This is a genomic window from Pseudomonas syringae pv. tomato str. DC3000, from assembly GCF_000007805.1.
GTDB lineage: Bacteria > Pseudomonadota > Gammaproteobacteria > Pseudomonadales > Pseudomonadaceae > Aquipseudomonas > Aquipseudomonas avellanae.
Genome location: NC_004578.1, coordinates 3,893,538 through 3,914,597, shown reverse-complemented (window position 1 = coordinate 3,914,597; position 21,060 = coordinate 3,893,538). Strand labels below are relative to the sequence as shown.

General features: G+C 60.1%; 18 protein-coding genes. 9 read left to right on the top strand and 9 right to left on the bottom strand.

Annotated elements, in window-relative coordinates; all coding sequences use genetic code 11:
- Positions 1 to 214 precede the first annotated feature (214 nt).
- Together PSPTO_RS17945 and ssuD are read right to left on the bottom strand one after the other, a co-directional pair.
- The gene (locus tag PSPTO_RS17945; RefSeq protein ID WP_007246973.1) at positions 215 to 1,321 is read right to left on the bottom strand and encodes a sigma-54 interaction domain-containing protein; all 1,107 of its coding nucleotides are present in this window, start codon (positions 1,319 to 1,321) and stop codon (positions 215 to 217) included.
- On the bottom strand, positions 1,321 to 2,460 hold the full coding sequence (gene ssuD, locus PSPTO_RS17940) for an FMNH2-dependent alkanesulfonate monooxygenase (protein ID WP_011104574.1): 1,140 nt from the start codon (positions 2,458 to 2,460) through the stop codon (positions 1,321 to 1,323). Before ssuD ends, PSPTO_RS17945 begins: the two co-directional genes overlap by 1 nt.
- A gap of 400 nt (positions 2,461 to 2,860) precedes the next feature.
- On the opposite strand from ssuD, the gene PSPTO_RS17935 reads away from it, so the two are divergent.
- Together PSPTO_RS17935 and ligD are read left to right on the top strand one after the other, a co-directional pair.
- A complete protein-coding gene (locus PSPTO_RS17935) occupies positions 2,861 to 3,760 on the top strand; it encodes a Ku protein (protein WP_011104573.1) in 900 nt (299 codons plus the stop codon).
- Between the two features lie 36 nt (positions 3,761 to 3,796).
- Positions 3,797 to 6,352 (top strand): DNA ligase D, encoded by a 2,556-nt coding sequence (ligD, locus tag PSPTO_RS17930; protein WP_011104572.1) that lies wholly within the window; start codon positions 3,797 to 3,799, stop codon positions 6,350 to 6,352.
- Between the two features lie 73 nt (positions 6,353 to 6,425).
- On the opposite strand, the gene pssA is transcribed toward ligD, so the two are convergent.
- The gene (gene pssA / locus PSPTO_RS17925) at positions 6,426 to 7,769 is read right to left on the bottom strand and encodes a CDP-diacylglycerol--serine O-phosphatidyltransferase (RefSeq protein WP_011104571.1); all 1,344 of its coding nucleotides are present in this window, start codon (positions 7,767 to 7,769) and stop codon (positions 6,426 to 6,428) included.
- Between the two features lie 241 nt (positions 7,770 to 8,010).
- Here pssA and PSPTO_RS17920 point away from each other — a divergent pair, with 241 nt between their 5' ends.
- Positions 8,011 to 10,197: a TonB-dependent receptor gene (locus tag PSPTO_RS17920; RefSeq protein ID WP_011104570.1), complete on the top strand. Its 2,187-nt coding sequence runs from the start codon at positions 8,011 to 8,013 to the stop codon at positions 10,195 to 10,197.
- 44 nt (positions 10,198 to 10,241) lie between these two features.
- On the opposite strand, the gene PSPTO_RS17915 is transcribed toward PSPTO_RS17920, so the two are convergent.
- Positions 10,242 to 11,399, bottom strand: coding sequence for a glycerophosphodiester phosphodiesterase (locus PSPTO_RS17915; RefSeq protein ID WP_044390357.1), 1,158 nt, complete (start codon positions 11,397 to 11,399; stop codon positions 10,242 to 10,244).
- Between the two features lie 219 nt (positions 11,400 to 11,618).
- On the opposite strand from PSPTO_RS17915, the gene PSPTO_RS17910 reads away from it, so the two are divergent.
- The 3 genes from PSPTO_RS17910 (at position 11,619) to PSPTO_RS17900 (ending at position 13,720) form a co-directional block, all read left to right on the top strand.
- A complete protein-coding gene (locus PSPTO_RS17910; protein WP_011104568.1) occupies positions 11,619 to 12,551 on the top strand; it encodes a 2-hydroxyacid dehydrogenase in 933 nt (310 codons plus the stop codon).
- 108 nt (positions 12,552 to 12,659) lie between these two features.
- The gene (locus PSPTO_RS17905; protein WP_011104567.1) at positions 12,660 to 13,394 is read left to right on the top strand and encodes a CTP synthase C-terminal region-related (seleno)protein; all 735 of its coding nucleotides are present in this window, start codon (positions 12,660 to 12,662) and stop codon (positions 13,392 to 13,394) included.
- On the top strand, positions 13,391 to 13,720 hold the full coding sequence (locus tag PSPTO_RS17900) for an antibiotic biosynthesis monooxygenase family protein (RefSeq protein WP_011104566.1): 330 nt from the start codon (positions 13,391 to 13,393) through the stop codon (positions 13,718 to 13,720). Before PSPTO_RS17905 ends, PSPTO_RS17900 begins: the two co-directional genes overlap by 4 nt.
- Before the next feature lie 2 nt (positions 13,721 to 13,722).
- On the opposite strand, the gene PSPTO_RS17895 is transcribed toward PSPTO_RS17900, so the two are convergent.
- The 3 genes from PSPTO_RS17895 to PSPTO_RS17885 form a co-directional block, all read right to left on the bottom strand.
- On the bottom strand, positions 13,723 to 15,141 hold the full coding sequence (locus PSPTO_RS17895; RefSeq protein ID WP_007246984.1) for a short-chain fatty acid transporter: 1,419 nt from the start codon (positions 15,139 to 15,141) through the stop codon (positions 13,723 to 13,725).
- A gap of 443 nt (positions 15,142 to 15,584) precedes the next feature.
- Positions 15,585 to 16,241 (bottom strand): CoA transferase subunit B, encoded by a 657-nt coding sequence (locus PSPTO_RS17890; protein WP_011104565.1) that lies wholly within the window; start codon positions 16,239 to 16,241, stop codon positions 15,585 to 15,587.
- A gap of 45 nt (positions 16,242 to 16,286) precedes the next feature.
- Complete coding sequence (locus tag PSPTO_RS17885) at positions 16,287 to 16,988, bottom strand: CoA transferase subunit A (protein WP_003373184.1); 702 nt, start codon at positions 16,986 to 16,988, stop codon at positions 16,287 to 16,289.
- A gap of 129 nt (positions 16,989 to 17,117) precedes the next feature.
- Here PSPTO_RS17885 and PSPTO_RS17880 point away from each other — a divergent pair, with 129 nt between their 5' ends.
- The 3 genes from PSPTO_RS17880 (at position 17,118) to PSPTO_RS17870 (ending at position 19,104) form a co-directional block, all read left to right on the top strand.
- Positions 17,118 to 18,008 (top strand): LysR family transcriptional regulator, encoded by an 891-nt coding sequence (locus PSPTO_RS17880; RefSeq protein ID WP_007246985.1) that lies wholly within the window; start codon positions 17,118 to 17,120, stop codon positions 18,006 to 18,008.
- Between the two features lie 88 nt (positions 18,009 to 18,096).
- Entirely contained in the window at positions 18,097 to 18,372 is a 276-nt protein-coding gene (locus PSPTO_RS17875; protein WP_005771197.1) for a lipoprotein, read from the top strand.
- Positions 18,373 to 18,495: 123 nt separating this feature from the next.
- Entirely contained in the window at positions 18,496 to 19,104 is a 609-nt protein-coding gene (locus PSPTO_RS17870) for a LysE family translocator (RefSeq protein ID WP_007246986.1), read from the top strand.
- A 10-nt stretch (positions 19,105 to 19,114) separates the two neighbouring features.
- Here PSPTO_RS17870 and ssuE read toward each other — a convergent pair whose 3' ends face one another.
- Both ssuE and PSPTO_RS17860 read right to left on the bottom strand, forming a co-directional pair.
- On the bottom strand, positions 19,115 to 19,696 hold the full coding sequence (gene ssuE, locus PSPTO_RS17865; RefSeq protein ID WP_005771200.1) for an NADPH-dependent FMN reductase: 582 nt from the start codon (positions 19,694 to 19,696) through the stop codon (positions 19,115 to 19,117).
- 247 nt (positions 19,697 to 19,943) lie between these two features.
- Entirely contained in the window at positions 19,944 to 21,038 is a 1,095-nt protein-coding gene (locus tag PSPTO_RS17860) for a polysaccharide biosynthesis/export family protein (protein ID WP_005771202.1), read from the bottom strand.
- Positions 21,039 to 21,060: the final 22 nt, after the last annotated feature.

Here is a 21,060-nt window from a genome sequence, read left to right as displayed (position 1 = left end):
CTTGATCCTTCAAAGTATGTCGCCGAGGGGCGAAAAGGTGCCTTGAGCCTGGAGCATATCCGACTGACATCGCAAAACCGCTTTGCGACGCGCAGCGCCACAAACACAAAAAGGACGCAGAGCGTCCAGAACTGCATGCCGACGCGGAGCGGCGGCACGATAGTCAGTTATGTGTACAACTTCCTGGTGGCAGTCCACTCGGCGCCATTGCCTGCTACACCGACAAGTGCAACATCCTGTCGCCCTGCACATTCTCACCCGGTCTGCGTTTGTTGACCGCCAGCTCGCCAATCTTGATCAGGCGGGTGCGGGTCACGTTGCGGGTCAGGCCTAGCAGGCTGGCGGTGTGTACCTGATTATGGTGGCAGAAGCGATAAGCCGTTCTGAGCAGCGTGTCTTCAACCTTCTCGTGCAACGCACCAGCCTGTTCTTCAAACAGCTTCTGAAACGCGCGGTTGAGCAACTGTTCGGCCGACTCGTCAGCCTGGTTTTGCTCGTCCTGACGCTCAATCCTCAAGTTGGACATGCGCAGGTCATCACGCTGAATGATCCCGTCGCGGCAGACCAGCAACGTGTGGTGAATGACGTTTTCCAGCTCGCGAATGTTGCCCGGCCAACTGTAGGTCCTGAGTTTGTGCTCGGCCTCGGCACTGATCCGCACGGGGCCATGGCGCAGGCGCTGGCTGTAGACCTCGATGAAATGCCGGGCCAGTGGCAGGATATCGCCCGGCCGGTCACGCAACGGGCTCAGTTCCAGATTGACCACGTCCAGCCGGTAATACAGGTCCTCGCGGAAATGCCCGGCATTGATGGCTTTTTCCAGCTGCACGTTGGTGGCCGCCAGCACCCGCACATCAATCGGAATGCTCTTGCGCGAGCCGAGGCGAACCACTTCGCGCTCTTGAAGCACGCGCAGCAGTTTGACCTGCAGAGTCATGGGCAGATCGCCGATCTCATCGAGAAACAGCGTGCCGCCGTTGGCCTCTTCAAACCAGCCGGCCTTGGCGCTGATTGCACCGGTAAACGCGCCTTTGTCGTGGCCGAACAGCTCGGCCTCGATCAGGTTTTCGGAGAACGCGCCGCAGTTGACCGCCACAAACGGCTTGTCACGTCGGGCGCTCAACTCGTGAACGTGCCTTGCAACCAGTTCCTTGCCGGTGCCGGTCTCGCCGATGATCAGCACGCTGGCGTCGCTGGGTGCCACTTGGCGCACATGAGCGAGCAGGGCTCTGGACTTGGGGTCCTCGAATACCTGCGCAGTCGCCCTGATCGAGGTCGCCAGCGCAGGCGAGTGCGGTAAGGTCAGCAGTTGCCCGGACATCACTTGGCCTGCGGGGGCAGATCGTTGGCGATCATTTCGCCGAACGGGCCCGTCAGGTTGGTGATACCACGCCCGGCGAGGCTGGCATAAGGCTCGGGCAGCAGCGGGAAGACCAGTTCGGCAAAACGGTAGGCTTCTTCCAGATGCGGGTAGGCCGAGAAAATGAAGCTCTCGATGCCCAGGTCTGCGTATTCCTTGATGCGCTCTGCCACTTCCTGCGGGTTACCGACCAGCGCCGTACCCGCGCCGCCACGCACCAGACCAACGCCAGCCCACAGATTAGGCGCGATCTCCAGATTGTCGCGGCGCCCATCATGCAAGGCAGCCATGCGCCGTTGGCCTTCCGAGTCGAAACGCGAGAAAGACTTCTGCGCGGCAGCTATGGTCTCGTCGCTGATGTGTTCGATCAGGGTGCTCGCGGCTTTCCAGGCTTCTTCACTGGTTTGGCGCACAATCACGTGCAGACGAATACCGAATTTCACGGTACGGCCCTTGCGTGCTGCACGTTCGCGCACGTCAGCCAGTTTTTGCGCGACGGCCGCCGGCGGCTCGCCCCAGGTCAGGTAAACGTCCACCTGATCGGCGGCCAGATCGTGCGCTGCGTCGGAGGATCCCCCGAAATACAACGGCGGATACGGCTTCTGAATCGGCGGATAAAGGGCTTTGGCGTTCTGCACGCGCAGGTGCTTGCCCTCGAAATCGACCGCTTCGCCCTGCAACACACGACGCCAGATGTGCAGAAACTCATCGGTGACTTCATAGCGCTCGCTGTGATCAAGGAAGCTGCCATCGCCACGGTTTTCGTCCGGGTCGCCACCGGTCACCACGTTGATCAGCAGGCGGCCACCGGACAGACGATCCAGGGTCGCAGCCATACGTGCAGAAACGGTAGGGGAAATGATCCCCGGACGAATCGCTACCAGGTATTTCAGACGTTCGGTCAGCGGCACCAGCGCCGAAGCGATAACCCACGAATCCTCGCAGGAGCGGCCAGTCGGGATCAGCACCCCATAGTAGCCAAGGTCATCGGCAGCCTGGGCTACCTGCTTCAGATAGTTGAGCGTGACGGGACGTGCGCCCTTTGTCGTGCCCAGATAATGGCCGTCGCCGTGAGTCGGAAGAAACCAGAAAACGTTCATGACAAATCCTTGGGAATGATCAGCGAGGTGAAAGCTGACGGGACCAACTGTTGGGTTGCAGACAGTTCACCAACAGCGTTCGAGGTGGGCCCAGTTATAGTTCGTCTGATTTATTCCGCAAAATAACGTTAAACCATATTTTTAGATCGTAAAAGAATATGTCAGGCTGGAAATCTTGAGTGCGCTCTGCTGAAACCCCTCTACAACAGGGCTTTGGCGGGCGTTGCGCCGTTAAACGCGGCACTTGGCAGTGGGCAAAATACCGAGCCAAAGCGTTGACAGTTTGTGCAGTCGGTTTGAAAAAACTGAAGTTTGCGCGGGTTTTCCGGCGCTCGTCAGCCTGTCGAAACTTTTACTCTGCCGCTCCTGTCACTTTTTCACGACCCACAGGAGTAAGACCATGGCAAGGGCAATCTGGAAAGGTGCAATCAGCTTCGGACTGGTGCACATCCCCGTCGCACTGGTTTCTGCGACCACGTCAAACAGTGTCGATTTTGACTGGCTCGACAAGCGCAGCATGGACCCGGTCGGCTACAAGCGAATCAACAAGGTCACCGGCAAGGAAGTTACCAAGGAAAATATCGTCAAGGGCGTGCTGCACGAGAAGGACCGTTACGTGGTGCTCAGTGAAGAGGAGATTCGCTCTGCGCACCCTAAATCGACTCAGACCATCGACATCTTTGCCTTCGTCGACAGCCAGCAGATTCCGTTGCAGAACATCGATACGCCTTATTTTCTGACCCCTGACAAGCGTGGCGAAAAAGTCTATGCGCTGTTGCGCGAAACGCTGGTCGACACCCAAAAAGTCGCGCTGGCCAACGTCGTGTTGCATACCCGCGAGCACCTGGCTGCGGTCATGCCGCTGGAGTCGGCACTGGTGATGGTGATCCTGCGCTGGCCCGCCGATGTGCGTGAGCTCGACGCACTGGAGCTGACCGAGGCCGTAACCGATGCCAGGTTGACCAAGAGCGAACGTGACATGGCCAGGCGTCTGGTCAAGGACATGAGCGCAGACTGGCAACCCGACCAGTACCACGACACGTTTCAGGAAAAGATCATGCAACTGGTCCAAACCAAAGCCGGTGAAGGCAAGATCGAGGATGTCGAAACTGATCCGGGCGAGGAAGAGCGCAAGAGCGCCGATGTCATTGACCTCACCGATCTGCTGCGCCGCAGCCTGGCAGGCAAGAGCAGCGCCAGTAAAACACGCAAGCCTGCTGCGAAGGACAAGGTCGCAGACAAGCAAAGCCCTAAGCCGAAACGACCTGCCGTGCGCAAGAAAACCGGCAAAGCTTCTTGAGCCATAAGCCTTTTGAGGCATACGGAGAAATCGTCCATGGTCAAGCCAGCCAGTGAATACACGCGCAAGCGCAACTTTGACGTCACCTCCGAGCCTTTGGAGAGCAAACGTAAAGGCAAGGCGCGGTCCGGTGCACTGAGTTTTGTGATTCAGAAGCACGATGCGCGCAACCTGCATTACGACTTTCGGCTGGAACTGGACGGTACGCTGAAGAGCTGGGCGGTGCCCAAAGGGCCCAGCCTGGACCCGAAACAGAAGCGTCTGGCCGTGCATGTCGAAGATCATCCGCTGGACTACGCCGCTTTTGAAGGCAGCATTCCGAAGGGCCAGTACGGCGGAGGCGATGTAATCGTCTGGGACAGGGGCATCTGGCAACCCCATGGTGATCCACGCAAGACCTATGAGGACGGCAAACTCAAGTTCACCCTGATCGGCGAAAAACTCAGTGGCGAGTGGGCGCTGGTGCGCACTCGGCTCAAGGGCAGTGGCAGCAAGGAGCAGTGGCTGCTGATCAAGGAAAAGGACGACATCGCGCGACCTGCCGCCGAATACGACATCACCGAGGCGCAACCGCAAAGCGTGATCAGCGGTGCGCACGTCGGGGCAGGGCGTTCAGCGCCAGCAAAGCCCAAAGCCAAGGCTGTTGAAGCGAAGCCTGCGCGCAAGCCCGCACCCAAAAAGGCGAAAGCCGTTTTCCCGGACACGTTTGCGCCGCAACTGGCGACACTGGTCGATGCGCCGCCTGCGGGCGACTGGCTGTACGAGATCAAGTTTGACGGCTATCGCATGCTGACGCGTATCCAGAATGACGAGGTGCGTCTGTTCACCCGTAACGGCAACGACTGGACTGACCAGTTGCCCGAGCTGACCAAGGCGCTCAAGGGCCTGAAGTTGCAAGACAGTTGGTTCGACGGCGAAGTGGTGGTGCTCGACGAGCAAGGGCTGCCGGATTTTCAGGGGTTGCAGAATGCCTTTGATGAGGGGCACAGCAAAAATATTTTCTATTACCTGTTCGACATGCCGTTTCTGAGCGGCGAAGACCTGCGCGAAGTGCCTCTTGAGCAGCGTCGCGACGCTTTGAAACAAGTGCTCGGCAGCCAGCGCAGCCGCTTGCTGCGCTATTCGGATGCGTTTCAGGCCGGGCATCAGGACATCGTGGCCAGTGCTGCGGCGATGGGCCTGGAGGGCGTAATCGGCAAGCGCGCTGGCAGCGCGTACGTTGGCAAGCGCAATGCCGACTGGATCAAGCTCAAATGCCGGTTGCGCCAGGAATTCGTGATCGTCGGTTATACCGCGCCACAAGGCAGCCGCTCGGCCTTCGGCGCGCTGTTGTTGGCGGTCAATGACGATGCTCAGGGGCTGGTGTATGCCGGACGGGTCGGCACCGGGTTTACCGAGGCGACGCTCAAACACGTGCACAAGCAACTGAAACCGCTGCACCGCGAGGAATCGCCCTTGGCGAAAAAACTGACCTCGGCGCAGGCGCGCGGCGTGCAGTGGGTCGAGCCGACGCTGGTCTGCGAAGCTGAGTTTGCGCAGTGGACTCGCGAGGGCATCGTGCGTCAGGCAGCGTTTTTCGGCCTGCGCGGTGACAAGCCAGCTGGCGATGTGGTGCGTGAAGACGCTCAGCCAGCCGAGGCTGCGTCAGTCACTCCTGAGCCCTCCAGGCAGCCCGGCAAGAAAACTGCCCGAGGCAAGGTTGATGTGGCGGGCACTGGCATCAGTCATCCGCAGCGGGTGATCGACAGCACTACAGGCACGAAGAAAATCGAGCTTGCGCAGTTTTACGAGTCTATCGCCGACTGGATTCTGCCGTACCTGAACAAGCGGCCAGTGGCATTGCTGCGCTGCCCGGAAGGCATCGACGGCGAGCAGTTTTTTCAGAAACACGCCGAGCACCTTGCCATACCGCATATCAGGCAGCTGGATCGGGCGCTGGACCCCGGCCACGCCGCGCTGATGGAGATCGACTCTGTGCAGGCGCTGGTGGGCGCGGCGCAGATGGGCGCCATCGAGTTGCACACCTGGGGCGCGACCCGCGACAGGATCGAAACACCGGATCATTTTGTGCTGGACCTTGACCCAGACCCGGCGCTGCCCTGGCGCAGCATGATCGAGGCCACGCAAATGGTTCTCGCCGTACTGGAGGAGCTGGGGCTTGAGGCTTTTCTCAAGACCAGTGGCGGCAAAGGCATGCACATTATTGTGCCGCTGGCGCGACAGGCCGAGTGGGACACCGTGAAAGCCTTCGCCAAGGCCATCGCCGAGTTCATCAGCCGTCAGTTGCCGGAACGCTTCACAGCCACAATGGGGCCGAAAAACCGGGTCGGCAAGATTTTCATCGATTACCTGCGCAACAGTCGTGGCGGCAGCACAGTGACCGCCTATTCGGTACGCGCCCGGCCGGGTTTGCCGGTCTCGGTGCCGATTGCGCTGCATGAGCTGACCGGTCTGACGTCGTCGGCGCAATGGGACATCACCAACCTTGAGCAACGCTTGAGCCAGCTCAAGAGTGACCCGTGGGCCGGTTACAGCAACCGGCGCAAAATCACGCAAAAGATGTGGAAACAGCTGGGGGCTAAACAGCCTTGAAATCAGGCGGGTCTTCTATTTCACCGCCAACCGGCCAGGCAGGAAGCTGACGGGTTGGCGGTGAACGCACAGATCAGAGAATGCGGTAGAGCAAACGCTCGACCCTGACCCGGCTGACCCGCTTGAGGAACTTGCGCACTCCTTCAGGATAATTGGCCAGCGTGTCGAGCTCGTCGTACTGGTTGACGCGTTGTGTGTTGCGCATCAATTGGGCGATTTCCGCTTCACGCGGGTCGGTCCACTGGCCTTGCGGATCATCGATCAGCAAGCCGTTTTCCAGGTCGAGGTTGAACGCCCGAGGGTTCAGGTTGTTGCCGGTCAGCAAGGTATAACGCTGATCGACCCAGATCCCCTTGAGGTGGAAGGTGTTGTCGCCGTGCTTCCACAAGTGCACGTTCAGACGCTGCTGGGCGATGGCCTTCTGGTGCTTGTGGGCAAAGCGTCGCAGGCTGATTTCGTACAGATAGGGCAGGGCCGAAATCACTTTGAACGGCTCGTCCGGGTCAATGAAGAAATCGTTGGCGGTCTTGTCGCCAATGATGATATCGACCTTTACGCCGCGCTTGAGCGCCCGATTGACCTCGCGGGTAACCGCTACGGGCAGGTTGAAATACGGTGTGCAGATGGTCAGCTGGATCTTGCTGGAGGCGATCAGGTCGCAGATCGCGCGGTTGAGGCTGTTGCGCGGCCCCACACCCAGCAGCGGAATCACCCGCAACTGGCCGTTTTCCTTGTCGCCTGCCGACGTGTCGTACGTGGCGCGCTTCAAATCACTGCGAAAGGCGCGGATTTCGCTGCGCAGGCTGCGAGAGCTCGGTGGCGATTGCAGGTCCAGGCGGTGCACGGCCGCTGATGGCAGTATTTCCCGCTGCACCAGGTGCTCGAAAGAGTCGGCCAGCGGCGCGCTTTCGATCAGGTGATAACGGTCCAGCCGGTATTTGTCGAGCTTGTGCAGGTAGACGTTGTTGATGCTCGCGCCGCTGTAGATCACGCAGTCATCGATCACGCTGCCCTTGAGGTGCAGCACGCCGAACAGCTCGCGGGTCTGCACCGGCACGCCGTAGATCGGCACTTCTTCGTCGTATTCAAGGTTCTGTGCCTGATACCAGGTCGAGTTGCCCGGTTGCCGACCGGCACCGATCAGGCCGCGCTGGGCGCGAAACCAGTCGACCAGCACCACCACGTCCAGCTCGGGCCGTGCAGCCTTGGCGGCGTACAGCGCGTCGAGGATTTCCTGGCCGGCTTCATCCTGTTGCAGGTACAACGCGATGATATAGATGCGCCGCGTGGCCGAAGCGATCTTCTCCAGCAGGCAGCGCCGGTAGTCGGCGGCAGAAGGAACAATGGAGATTGCATCACTCGGCAAGGCAAAACCGCGAAGCGCTGCCAGGGTCGAGCGTCGGAAAGTGGACTGCATAGGCCTCTCGATGGGAAAACCAACAGCGTACGAGCTTACACGAGAGTCGCGCTCAGGTGGCTGTCCACGACCTGTTTCAAAGCATTGCTGTGTGACGCGAAGCGCACGCTGTGTAACTTTTTGCATGCAAATAAATGATAAGCATTCCCAGTAACATATGGTAGCATTTCGCATCCACTGAGTCGGTCATCTCCAGGAAGGTTTCTTCCGATCTCGCTCATTCCGTCAGCAGGACCTCTTCATGCACACCTCATCGATCCCGATGCGCCTTACGTTGCTCGCTTTTTGCTGTTCCATGGGTTCTCCGGCCTGGGCCGCTACGGCGGCTGCCAGTCAGCAGGACGGGCCGATGGTCTTGGGCGAGACTGACATCAGCGCCGACAAGGCCGACCCGCATGCGCTGTCGCCCGTGTACGCAGGCGGGCAGGTGGCTCGCGGCGGGCAGCTTGGCGTGCTGGGCAATGCCGACATCATGGATGTGCCGTTCACCATGACCAGCTACACCGAACAATTGATCGAGGACCAACAGGCCGAAGACGTCGGCGATGTACTGCTCAATGATGCGTCGGTGCGCCAGTCAAGCGGCTATGCCAACGCCTCGAAGATCTTCGTCATTCGTGGCCTCAAGCTGACCACCGACGATATTTCCTATAACGGCCTCTACGGTGTGCTGCCGCGCCAGATCATCTCGACCGATGCGCTGGAGCGGGTTGAAGTGTTCAAAGGCCCCAATGCCTTCATCAACGGCGTCACCCCGACCGGCTCCGGGATTGGCGGCGGCGTCAACCTGCAGCCCAAGCGTGCACAGGACACACCGACGCGGCGTTTTACCACCGACATCAGCAGCGATGGCCGGATCGGCGAGCATCTGGACCTCGGCCAGCGCTTTGGCGAGGGCAATCGTTTCGGTGCGCGCCTGAATCTGTCTCAGCGCGAAGGCGAAACCGGCGTTGAGGACGAAGAGCATCGCAGCAAGCTGTTTGCCCTGGGGCTTGATTATCGGGGTGACAACTTCCGACTTTCCGGCGATTTTGCTTACCAGAAGCAGCGCATCAACCAGAGCCGCAACACGGTATTCGTCGGCAGCGGCCTGACCCGCGTGCCGCATGCGCCGGATGCCGACACCAATTACGCGCCGAACTGGACCTGGACTGAAACCGAAGACACCTTCGGCATGAGCCGCGCCGAGTACGACCTCAATGACGACTGGACGCTGTACGCCGCAGCCGGTGCCAAGCACACCCGTGAAAACGGAATCTACGGCTCGCCGACCATCAACGACGCCGCAGGCAACATCACCGCGTCACCGTCTTCGATCCCGCACGACGAAGACAACAAGACGGCCATGGCCGGCATCAACGGCAAGCTGCAGACCGGCGCGGTCAGTCATAAGGTCAACGTCGGCCTGTCCGGCATCTGGACCGAGCAGCGCAGTGCCTTTCTGTTTGGCGGCCCTGCGAGCAGCAACCTATACGACCCCGTTGAAACAACGCGTCCTGCGCTGGACAGCTTCTCGGGCGGTGACCTCAGTGATCCGGGCATTATCGGCAAGAGCCGCATGCGCAGCGTAGCGTTCTCCGATACCTTGGGTTTTTTCGATGACCGCCTGTTGTTGACGGCAGGCCTGCGTCGCCAGCAACTGCGTGTCGAGGGTTATGACTACGGCAGTGGCCCGCGCAACGCGCTGTATGACGAGGCGATTACCACGCCGGTCTATGGGTTGGTGTTCAAGCCCTGGCGCTATGTGTCGTTCTATGCAAACCGCATTGAAGGTCTGGCGCAGGGGCCGACGGCGCCGAGCACAGTGACGATCAACCCCGGCGAGGTGTTCGCACCGGCGCGCTCCAAACAGGTAGAAGCCGGCGTGAAGCTGGACATGGGAACGTTCGGCGCAAGCCTGGGTGCGTACCGCATCGAACAGCCGACTGACGGCTATCAGATTCAGGATGGAAGCGGAACGCGCTACGTCCGCGAGGGCGAACAGCGCAACCGTGGCGTGGAAATGAACGTGTTCGGCGAGCCTGTCAGCGGCCTGCGTCTGCTGGCCGGTCTGACCCTGATGGACACCGAGGTGAGCGGTACGTCCGGTGGCAGCAACGATGGCAACAGGGCCATTGGTGTGCCGACCTTCCAGTTCAATGCCGGTGCCGACTGGGATGTGCCAGGCATCGCAGGCGCTGCCATCAATGCGCGCATGCTGCGTACCGGTGGACAGTATATCGATGCCGCAAACACCCTGAGCATTCCCACCTGGAACCGTTTCGATCTGGGCGCACGCTACACCTTCAACGTGGCGCAAAAGGACGTCACACTGCGTGCCAATGTCGAAAACCTGATGAACAAGGATTATTGGGAATCGGCCTACGGAGGCTATCTGACTCAGGGCGAGCCACGCACCTTGAAGCTGTCCGGTACCCTCGATTTCTGATGAATCGGCGCTGGCTGCATCGCAGGATGCAGCCAGCCGCTCGATCAGTAGCCGTTACGCTTGAGAATGGCATCGATGCTTTCTTTCGCGGGCCGATCATAGAACTTCAACAGTTCAGCGGTGCGGTTAGTGAAGAAGCCATCGACACCGTCATTGCGGATGCGCTTGAAGTCCGCCGCGTCGTCCACGGTATACGGGTGGATGACCATGCCTTTTTCATGCGTCAGGTTGTTCATCCAGGGTTTGACCAGGTCCATGTAGCTCTGGTCGCCGCCCTGGGCCAATTGCGACGAAGGGCCGGTGCCGATCGCGCCATGGGCTTTGGCCCAGTCAATCCACTTCTGGAATTCCTCCGGCGACTTGACCTCCTGCGCTGCATAATAGCTGGCCTTGTCCTTGGCCCCCGAGTCCTTGAACGCGACGCTGGATTTAGGCTCTATCGACCCTTCGCCAATCCACAGCAACAGCACCTTGGGCACCTGCGGCATTTCTTTTTGCAGCAGTTCCAGGCTCTGTTTCTCGAAGGTCTGCAACACGACGCGCCCCGGCATGTGCGCGACGTTGACATGCCCGGCAGCAGCAGCGGGCCGCTGAGTAAGCCAACCGCGCTTGGCCAGCACTTTTTTCAGGTCGGCTTCAACGCCGGGAAACTTGTTCGGCACCTTGGTTTCGATGTACAGACCCGGCTTGTTGGCGCCGCCCTCGGCGATGTCGATGACTTCGTCCAGGGTCAGAATCTGCAAGCCGTTGTAGCTGTCGCGCGCGCGGTCCGGATAGGCCTTGTTGAACCACGAGCCTGCGTCCAGCTGTTTGAGTTCTGCCAGCGTGAAGGTGCTGACCGGATCCTTGACCCGCGTGGGGAACACTTGGGCGATGTTGGTGGTGCGTTCCAGCACGTCGTCGTGCAGCGCAATCAGCACGCCATCCTTGGTGCGCTGGATGTCCATCTCCAGATAATCCGCGCCCAGATCCCGCGCCAGGGTATAGGCCGGGATGGTTTCTTCCGGTGCGTCAAACGAGGCACCGCGATGGGCGATCGCGGCGGGCCAGGGCAGGCCGTATTTCTCGCTCAACACCTTGCCCGGCGCATCCGCCGCCGCTGCCATACCGGATGACAGCATCAGGCCCGACATGACCGCCGCGGCCAGGAGGGTCTTTTTCAACAGGGTTGTGGTCAACAGCGTGGTGGAAAATCCGTGCATGGGCGGTGGGTTCCTTGTGGGGGAAAGGCGTTCGACTGCGCCAGCCACTACCGTCGCTGGTCGTCGTGCTGCACGCAACGATAGCGCACTATCGGGTTGCCGAGGTGGGTTGTGCCTCAGTCTGTCCGGCAAATGCGTCCGCTTTATGACGGTGTGGCGCTGCACAAATGCACCGAGTCGCGTTACTGTCAGCGTTTTGATGACCGAACAGGAGCGCACATGACAACGGTATTGGTGCTGGTCGAAAATCTGGACACGTATTTGCCGATTCTGGAAAGCAGCGGCTTCCAGTTGATTCGCGCCCCGACGGCCGAAAAACGCGCCGAAGCGATTGCCACTCACGGGCAGAACATCAGCGCTGTTGTCACGCGTGGGCCACTGGGGTTTTTCGCCGGGGAAATGGACGCGTTGCCGCACCTGCGCATCATTTGTGTGAGCGGTGCCGGCTACGAGAAGGTCGATTTGCCCGCTGCACAGGCACGCGGTATTACCGTCACCAATGGCGCCGGGGTCAACGCGCCTACCGTGGCCGATCATGCACTGGCATTGTTACTTTCGCTGGTGCGCGACATTCCACAGGCAGACGCCTCGGTACGCCGCAGTGAGTGGCGCAAGGCTGTGCGTCCCTCACTGGCAGGCAAGCGCCTGGGGATCATCGGCCTGGGGGCGGTAGGTTTGGCGATCGCCAAGCGTGCGGCTGCATTCGACATCGTCATCGGCTATCACAACCGCAAGCCGCGTCACGACTGCAGCTACACCTGGCATGAAACGGCGCAGGCGCTGGCGGCCGAGTCGGACTTTTTGATGATTGCCACGCCCGGTGGCAACAGCACGCAACATCTGGTCGATGCGCAGGTGCTGGCAGCGCTGGGGCCTGACGGTTTTCTGGTCAATATTGCCCGCGCCAGCGTTGTGGACACCGGCGCGCTGGTCAGTGCGCTTGAGAATGAGCAGATTGCCGGGGCTGCGCTGGACGTTTTCGATGACGAGCCGAAGGTGCCGGACGTGTTCAAGACCCTGAACAACGTGGTGCTCACGCCGCATGTGGCAGGCTTGTCGCCCGAAGCGTCGAGGGACAGCGTGCAGAGGGTCAACGATAACCTGCTGGCGTTCTTTTCCGGCCAGCCGGTGCTCACGCCCATCACCGAGTGAGGACCGTGCAGCGCTGCATGCAGCGTCTTGCCGGACCGCCCATTCTGATTGCGCTTTTGCCTGTCTATAGTCCGTTCCGATTGCACAAAACCGGATGGGGAGCAGGGTATGGGCGTAGCAGACAAAGCGGTCAGAACATTGCAGATCGGGCTGGTGGGGGATTTCATCGCCCAAGTGCCTGCGCATCAGGCGATCCCGTTGGCGTTGCAGATGGCCGCCGACGCACTACAGGCTCAGGTCGCCATCACATGGTTGCCGACGCCGCAGATCGGTGACGGCGTGCGTCTCGGCCAGTTTGACGGGGTGTGGTGCGTACCCGCCAGCCCGTACCGCGACATGCAGGGCGCGCTGACGGCGATCCGTTTTGCCCGCGAGCGGCTGGTGCCGTTTCTGGGGACGTGCGGCGGTTTTCAGCATGCGTTGGTTGAGTACGCAAGAAACTGCCTGGGCTGGGCGGACGCCGAGCATGGTGAAACGGCGCCGGAGGCGGCAAACGTGATCATTGCGCCGCTCAGTTGCTCGTTGGTCGATGCCCTGGCACCGATTCATCTGCAACCCGACACACTGATCGCTCAGGCCTACGGCACGCTGGATATCGAAGAGCGCTACCACTGCCGCTATGGCCTGCGCAGCGAGCTGGAATCAGCGCTGTTCGGCACGGCGTTGAAGGTCAGCGGACGAGGCCCGGAACGTGATGTACGCTGCATGGAGTTGCAGGGGCATCCGTTCTTCGTCGCCACCCTGTTCCAGCCGGAACGTGCTGCGCTGCTGGGCAGAATTCCACCGGTGGTCGATGCTTTTCTGCGCGCCTGCATCGCCTCTGCAGCGGGTGACGAATCGTGATTGCGGCACTTTTCCCCACGCCTTACTTCGCGGTGGTGTTCACCTCGTTGCGTATGCCTGACGAGGGGCAGGCGTACGCAACGGCCGCACAGCGGATGGTCGAACTGGCCCGCCAGCAACCGGGCTTCCTGGGTGTGGAGTCGGCGCGGGGCGACGATGGACTGGGTGTGACCGTTTCCTACTGGACCGACGAGGCAGCGATCCTGGCCTGGAAGCAGCAGGCCGAGCACGCCGAGGTCCGCGAGCAGGGCCGCGCGCGCTGGTATCAGGCCTTTGTCACGCGGGTCTGCAAGGTGGAGCGCGATTATTCGTTCAACGCTCTTTAACGTCAGGGCATGATCGGCGGCGTATACGTCAGGGTGGTGCCCAGCGCCCAAAGCAGAAACAGCACCAGCGGCGCATGGACAAGCAACTGCACGAACGAAAAGCCGATCAGGTCCCGCGCCTTCAGGCCCAGCACGCCCAGTAGCGGCAGCATGTAGAACGGGTTGATCAGGTTGGGCAAGGCTTCGGCTGCGTTGTAGATCTGCACTGCCCAGCCGAGGTGATACTGCAGATCATTGGCCACCTGCATCACGTAAGGGGCTTCGATGATCCACTTGCCGCCACCCGAGGGAATGAAGAACCCCAGAATCGCCGAATAGACGCCCATCAGAATCGCGTAGGTGTCGTGGGAAGCAATGCTGGTGAAGAACGTCGAAATGTAATGCGCCAGGGTCTGGGCATCAGCGCCCTTGACCGTTGTCAGCAAGGCGGCGATCGAGCCGTACAGCGGAAACTGAATCAGCACGCCGGTGGTGGTCGGCACGGCCCGCGCCACGGCATCGAGAAAACTGCGCGGCCGCCAGTGCAATAGCGCACCGAGCATGATGAACAGAAAGTTGTAGGTATTGAGCCCCGATATCGCAGTGATTGCAGGCTTGTTGGAAAACTCGTTGAACAGCCAGCCAACCCCCAGCACAACCATCAGGATAATCAGCAGCGGGCTGTATTCCAGCCATTCGCCTGGCCGGGTTCTGGCGGGCAGCGGCGGCAGATTGAACGCCGGGTCGATGCCGCAGGCCTTGGCGTCGCGGGCGCTGTTGGGGCCGGGCGCCGTGGCATAGGCGACGATCAGCGAGATGACGAGCAGCGCTGCGAGCATGACTCCGGACTGCCAGAGAAAGATGGTTTCAGTGAACGGAATTACACCGGTGATCGCCAGAATCGATGGCGGCAGGCTGGCCGGGTTGGCCTGCAACTGTGCAGCGGACGATGACAGCCCCAGCGCCCATACCGCGCCAAGCCCCAGATAGGCGGCGGCACCGGCTGCGCGGTAGTCCATACGCAGGTCGGTGCGGCGGGCGAGCGCACGCACCAGCAAACCGCCGAACACCAGTGACAGCCCCCAGTTGAGCAGCGAGGCCAGCATGGAAATCAGCGCCACCCAGGCCACCGCCGAGCGGCCGTTGCGCGGCACCCGTGCCAGACGGTCGATCAGGCGTACTGCGGGCGGTGAGCTGGCGACCACGTAACCACCGATGACCACGAAGGCCATCTGCATGGTGAACGGAATCAGGCTCCAGAAACCGTCTCCGAAGGCCTTGGCGGCGTCGGTCGGACGCGCACCGATGGCGAGCGTCGCCAGCGTGACGATGACCACCGCTAGTGCGGCGAATACCCACGAATCCGGAAACCAGCGCTCAGCCCAGGCGGCACACCGCAAGGCAAATCGGGCGGAGCGGCTTTCTTCGATGTTGGCGGCCATCAGAGGCACCTCTTTTTGTCGTTATTATTGGGGTTTACCGGCGCGTAGGCACACTAGGTATAGCGATCCCTGTGGGAGCGACCGGGGCGGCGATGCGCATTGCTCATGAAGACGTTGGTGCAGACTTCAGGTGCTGCACCGACTCTTTCGTGGACAAGTCCACTCCCACGGCCTCCGGCCAGAATCAAAAGCGAAATTGTGAGTGGTGTTGAGCGTTATACATAAATCCGTTCTTGATTCTGGCCGAAGGGCGTGGGAGCGAACTTGTTCGCGAAGACTGTGGTCCAGACAATGAAATTTGGAGAATGTACCGGCCCTTTCGCGAACAAGCGAAGCGTCGCCCGGTCCGCTCCCACGCCCTTCGGGCAGAAGCCCGTGTTTTGGACTCATCCAGATTGGTGTGTAACGCTGAGCGCTGGAGCTGTGAGCGACAGGTGTATGGATCAGAAAATCATCTCGATCACGTCATCCGGCACGATCAGTTTGCCGGCGGTTTTGGCCACGATTTCTTCCACGCTGACTCCCGGTGCGCGTTCGCGGAGGATGAAGGCACCGTTTTCGATTTGCAGATACGCAAGATCAGTCAACACCTTGCGGATGCAGCCCGCGCCAGTCAGTGGCAGGCTGCAGCGGGGCAGCAGTTTGGATTCGCCGTCCTTGGACGCATGGGTCATGGTCACGATGATATTGTCGGCACCGGCCACCAGGTCCATTGCGCCGCCCATGCCCTTGATCAACTTGCCGGGGATCATCCAGGAGGCAATATTGCCCTCGACGTCCACCTCGAAAGCACCCAGCACCGTCAGGTCCACATGGCCACCGCGGATCATGGCAAACGACTCGGCAGACGAGAAAATCGACGCACCGAGGCGCGCAGTCACCGTCTGCTTGCCCGCGTTGATCATGTCCGCATCAATGGTTTGTTCGGTGGGAAACGCGCCCATGCCCAAGAGGCCGTTTTCCGATTGCAGCATGACGTCGATGTCGTCCGGCACATAGTTGGCCACCAGCGTCGGGATGCCGATGCCGAGGTTCACGTAATAACCGTCCTTGAGTTCACGGGCGACGCGTTGAGCCATTTGTTCGCGGGAAAGTGCCATGGTCTGAAACCTCTTTGTTGTTATAGGCCTGAACAGGCTCGGTCATCAGGATTTTCTGACGGTGCGCTGTTCGATGCGCTTCTCGAAGGTGCCCTGAATCACGCGGTCGACGTAAATGCCTGGCGTGTGGATCTCGGTAGGCAGCAATACGCCCGGCTCAACGATTTCTTCGACCTCGACCACGGTTATCCGTCCAGCGGTGGCTACTACCGGATTGAAGTTCTGTGCGGTATGACGATAGATCACGTTGCCGAAATGGTCGGCTTTCCAGCCCTTGATGAGCGCAAAGTCGCCAGTGATGGCCTCTTCCAGAATGACGTTGCGGCCATTGAACTGGCGAGTTTCCTTGCCCTCGGCCACCGGTGTTCCGTAGCCGGTAGCGGTATAGAACGCAGGAATGCCCGCACCACCTGCGCGCAGTTTTTCAGCCAGTGTGCCTTGCGGAGTGAGCTCGACTTGCAGCTCGCCGCTGAGCAACTGTTTTTCGAACAAGGCGTTTTCACCGACATAGGATGAAATCATTTTGCGGATCTGTCGGTCCTCCAGCAGGATGCCCAGCCCGAAACCGTCGACACCACAATTGTTGGAAACGACGGTCAGGCCCTTGATGCCCATGCGCTTGATCTGCGCTATCAGGTTTTCAGGAATGCCGCACAGGCCAAAGCCGCCGCAGAGCACCGTCATGTTGTCGGTGAGCCCGGCGAGGGCTTCTTCGTAGGTCGCTACTCGTTTGTCGAGTCCAGCCATGATGGTCCGCCTTTTATAGTTGTTGACCGGCAGTCGCGCCGCCGGAGGATGGCTTGATGTGCATCTTCTCCTGATGAGACTGATTTGTTAATTTTGTTTTTCTGATTGATTGATAAGAAAAGCAAATATATGAACATCAAACAACTTCGCGCCTTTCTGGCTGTGGCGCAGCATTTGAGCTTTGCCCAGGCCGGGGAGCGGCTGAACCTGTCGCAGCCTGCGCTGAGCCTGACCATCAAGGGCCTGGAGGAGGATCTCGGCGGGCAACTGTTGACGCGCACCACGCGCAACGTCGGCCTGACGCCAGAAGGCGAAACCCTGCTGCCGTTGGCGCGCCAGCTATTGGCCGACTGGGACAACACCGAAGAGCTGCTGCGCCAGCGCTTCACCCTGCAAATGGGCCGGGTTTCGATCGCCGCCATGCCATCGTTCGCCGGCAACCTGCTGCCTGCCGCACTGAAGGTTTTTCGCGGGCGTTACCCGAGGGTCAATGTCGCGGTGCATGACGTGATCAACGAGCAAGTACTGGAGATGGTGCGTCACCGTCGCGTTGAGCTGGGGATCGGTTTCGAGCCGGAGTCCAGCAGCGCCTTGCTGTTTACACCGTTCTATACGGACCGCTTCGTGGCGGTGGTCGCCAGAGATTCGCCACTGGCCGAACTTGGCGAGGTGTCCTGGGCGGCGCTGTTGCGCGAGGACTTTATTGCGTTACAACGGCCGTCAGCCGTGCGCTTGCTGCTGGAGCAGGCCGTCGAGCCCCTGCATGGCAAGCTGGCGGTGGCGTTTGAAAGCCATCAGTTGTCGACCATCGGGCGCATGGTCGCTAATGGCCTGGGCGTCAGCGCGGTGCCGTCGCTGTGCATCGGGCAGATGCAGGAACTCGGGGCCTGTTGCATCGCACTGGTAGAACCGCACATCGAGCGTCGTATCGGGCTGATGATGCTCGCCGATCACACATTGTCCGCCGCTGCGCAGACTTTGCGCGACGTATTGATCGAAAACGCTCGGGAAAGTCGATAGGCACTATCACGGCGGATGATTTTTGCTGCGCCAGGGGCGGGCGTAACCTTGCTCCATTCCTGCAATGAAGCCCGCCCGGAGGCCCCAGATGAACCGTATGCTTGCGCTTGTCCTGATATTTACTGTTGCGCTGGTCTCCGGTTGCTCCACGCATCACGCTGTCGAACAACGTGCATTCAGCGCTGAGGAAAGCCATCAACTGGCGCTTGAAGACCTGAATCGTCGCGGCCTGTCGTTTGAAGAGTATCAGGCACGCAAGGCGCAATTGCTGGCAGACCCGCAGATCCAGCAAGTGCGTGAGTTCGATGACAACGGCGAAACTAGCGTCGATGTGAGCGTTATGGAGCCGTCTCCACGGGGTTAACAGTCTGCTTGAAACTTCTGTTTCCTAAAACTGTATGGCAAGAATTATCAGACAACTGTCCGTGTGTTTCTTGTAACGCCTCCGCTAGGGTGAGCATCTGACTCACTGCTGCGGACAGGCTTTATGGTGCTCTCTTTCGATTTGCTTCTCGCTTTTGCGTTGTTTGCCTTCGTCACATCGGTGACGCCCGGGCCGAACAATATGATGCTGCTGGCTTCCGGCGTCAATTTCGGTTTCAGCCGAACCCTCCCGCACATGCTTGGCATCAGCATCGGTTTTTTCATATTGGTACTGGCTGTCGGTTTTGGTCTGGGTAGCGTGTTCAAGGCGTGGCCGATTCTCTATACGGTTTTGCGCTATGTGGGCGCGGCCTATCTGCTGTACCTGGCCTGGAAAATCGCCACGTCAGGCCCTGCTGCCGAGAACACTGACAGCCAGGGCAAGCCGTTCAGTTTCATGAGCGCGGCGCTTTTTCAGTGGGTCAACCCCAAGGCCTGGATCATGGCGATCGGTGCAATCAGCACGTACACCCCGATGCAGGGTTACTTCTACAACGTGGTGGTGATCTCGGCGGTGTTCGCGTTGATCAACCTGCCCAGCGTAGGTATCTGGGCCGGTTTTGGCAGTTTGTTGCGCAACGTTCTGCGCGATCCGCTGGGCCTGCGTATTTTCAACGGCGTGATGGCTGCGCTGCTGGTCGCATCGCTCTATCCGTTGTTTGTCGAGCATTAAGCCCAAGGCGCTACAGCGCCAGTTGCAGATGCCCGCCTGCCTGCTTGTGACGCGCCTGCAATCGACGTTGCAGGCCGTGGTAGAAATGTTCCAGCCCTTCATGCAGCCGCTCGGTGAGAATCTCGTCCAGCGTGCCGCCTTGTTCGTTATCGCTATAGCTGATCTGCGTATCGATGGCGAAGATGCCGTGCAGCACTTCCTGGCACTTGAGCGCCGAAAGCACCGGCTTGAGCGCGTAGTCCACAGCCAGCATGTGCGCGATACTGCCACCGGTGGCCAATGGCAAGACCACTTTGCCGTGCAGGGCGCGCTCCGGTAGCAGGTCGAGCAGGGTTTTCAATGCCCCGGAAAATGACGCTTTGTAGACCGGCGTGCCGATCAACACACCATCGGCCTGCCTGACGGCTTCGACAAACTCCAGCACCTGCGGGCTGTCGAAGCGGGCGAAGAGCAGGTCTTCGGCATTGAAGTCGCGGATGCGCAATGTGGTGACTTCAACCCCGTGCTCCTGCAACCAGCGGCCAGCATGAGCCAGCACCACACCTGAACGTGATTTGGGGGACGGACTGCCTGAAAGTGAAACAACGAGCATGCGGGAATTCCTTGCGATAAGCGTCCCTCTGCAAAGCAGCTTGTGTGCCAGCCCGATGCAAACGTCCCGATAACCCCAAGGCGCGGGGGCTTGGGGTTGTCAGCGCAATGACTGCGGGCTGCGCGCACTGACGCATTGGCCTGATAACTGTTGATTGGCTGTTGCTCCAGCAACAGTCTGGCGGTGTGCGCAGGCAAAAAAATCCCCGCAACCGGGGTCGCAGGGAGGGTGTGCAACTGCAATCTGATCAGTTGCGGAACGCCGCGCCGGTCTGCACCACGCTGGCCGAGCCGAGTAGCTGGCTGATGAATCGGCTCCAGCGGGTGATATCGGCCGGGCCGACGAACACGACGTCCTGTGCCTTGAGCTCAAACTGCCCCGCCAACAGGTAGGCCGTGGGTTTTTTGGCATTGAGGTGGTAAACGGTCGATGTGGATGTCGCAGCGGCGAAGTTTTCCGCGCCGCGTATCACGTACACCGCATTGCCGTCTGCGCTGTCGGGGCTGAGCCCGCCAGAGTTTCCGAGGGCTTCGAGCAGCGTCAGGCGGGTGGTGCCGAAAGAAATGACCTGCGGATTGCGCACTTCGCCCAGCACGTAGATCTTGTTTCTGGAGTTGCTGTTGAGGTGCAGGTAATCGCCATCCTTGAGGAAAATCCTGCTCAGTTTCGAGTCCTTGCGGTTCAGCGCGTCGATGTCGATCAGGTAATCCCGGCCGTCGCGGCGCAGGGTCAGCCCTGCCAGGTTTGCATCGGTCAGGTCAACGCCTGCGACGCTCACCGCCTGCACCAGGCTCAGCGGAATATTGGTGACCGGTTGCGGGCCGGGCACCTTGAACGAGCCGGACAGCAGTATCCGCTGGCTGTTGTAGCGCAATACTTTGACGTCGACTTTGACCTCGGTGTATTGCGGTGACAGGCCCATGCGCAATTGCTCTCGAACCTCGCCGACTGTCCTGCCACCGGCGCGAATTCGGCCGACATACGGAAAATACAGCGTGCCGTCGTTCAACACTTCCCGGGTATTGGCATCCAGTTGGTCCTGAGAGCCCGGCGCGGTCAGTTCCGGGTGCTCGAAGACGGTGACCAGCAAGGTGTCGCCTGCGCCGATCACGTATTCCGGGGTTTTGTAGTCGAGCAATTCCTGTGGCAGTGCCCTGGCTTCTGCGGTAGCGCGTTGCTGCTGTTGCTGGAGGCTTTTGGGGGTCACCTCGACCAATTGCGCTTTGGGTTCATCGGAGTCGCTGCTGGTAACGTCGTCCGGTGTCATGTGCTGGCCCGGTGCAAACGCACAGCCTTGCAGGGTCAGAGCGGTGAGCAACAAGGCCGCTAACGTCAGCTTCATAGGGTGTTTCCTTTCATGGCAT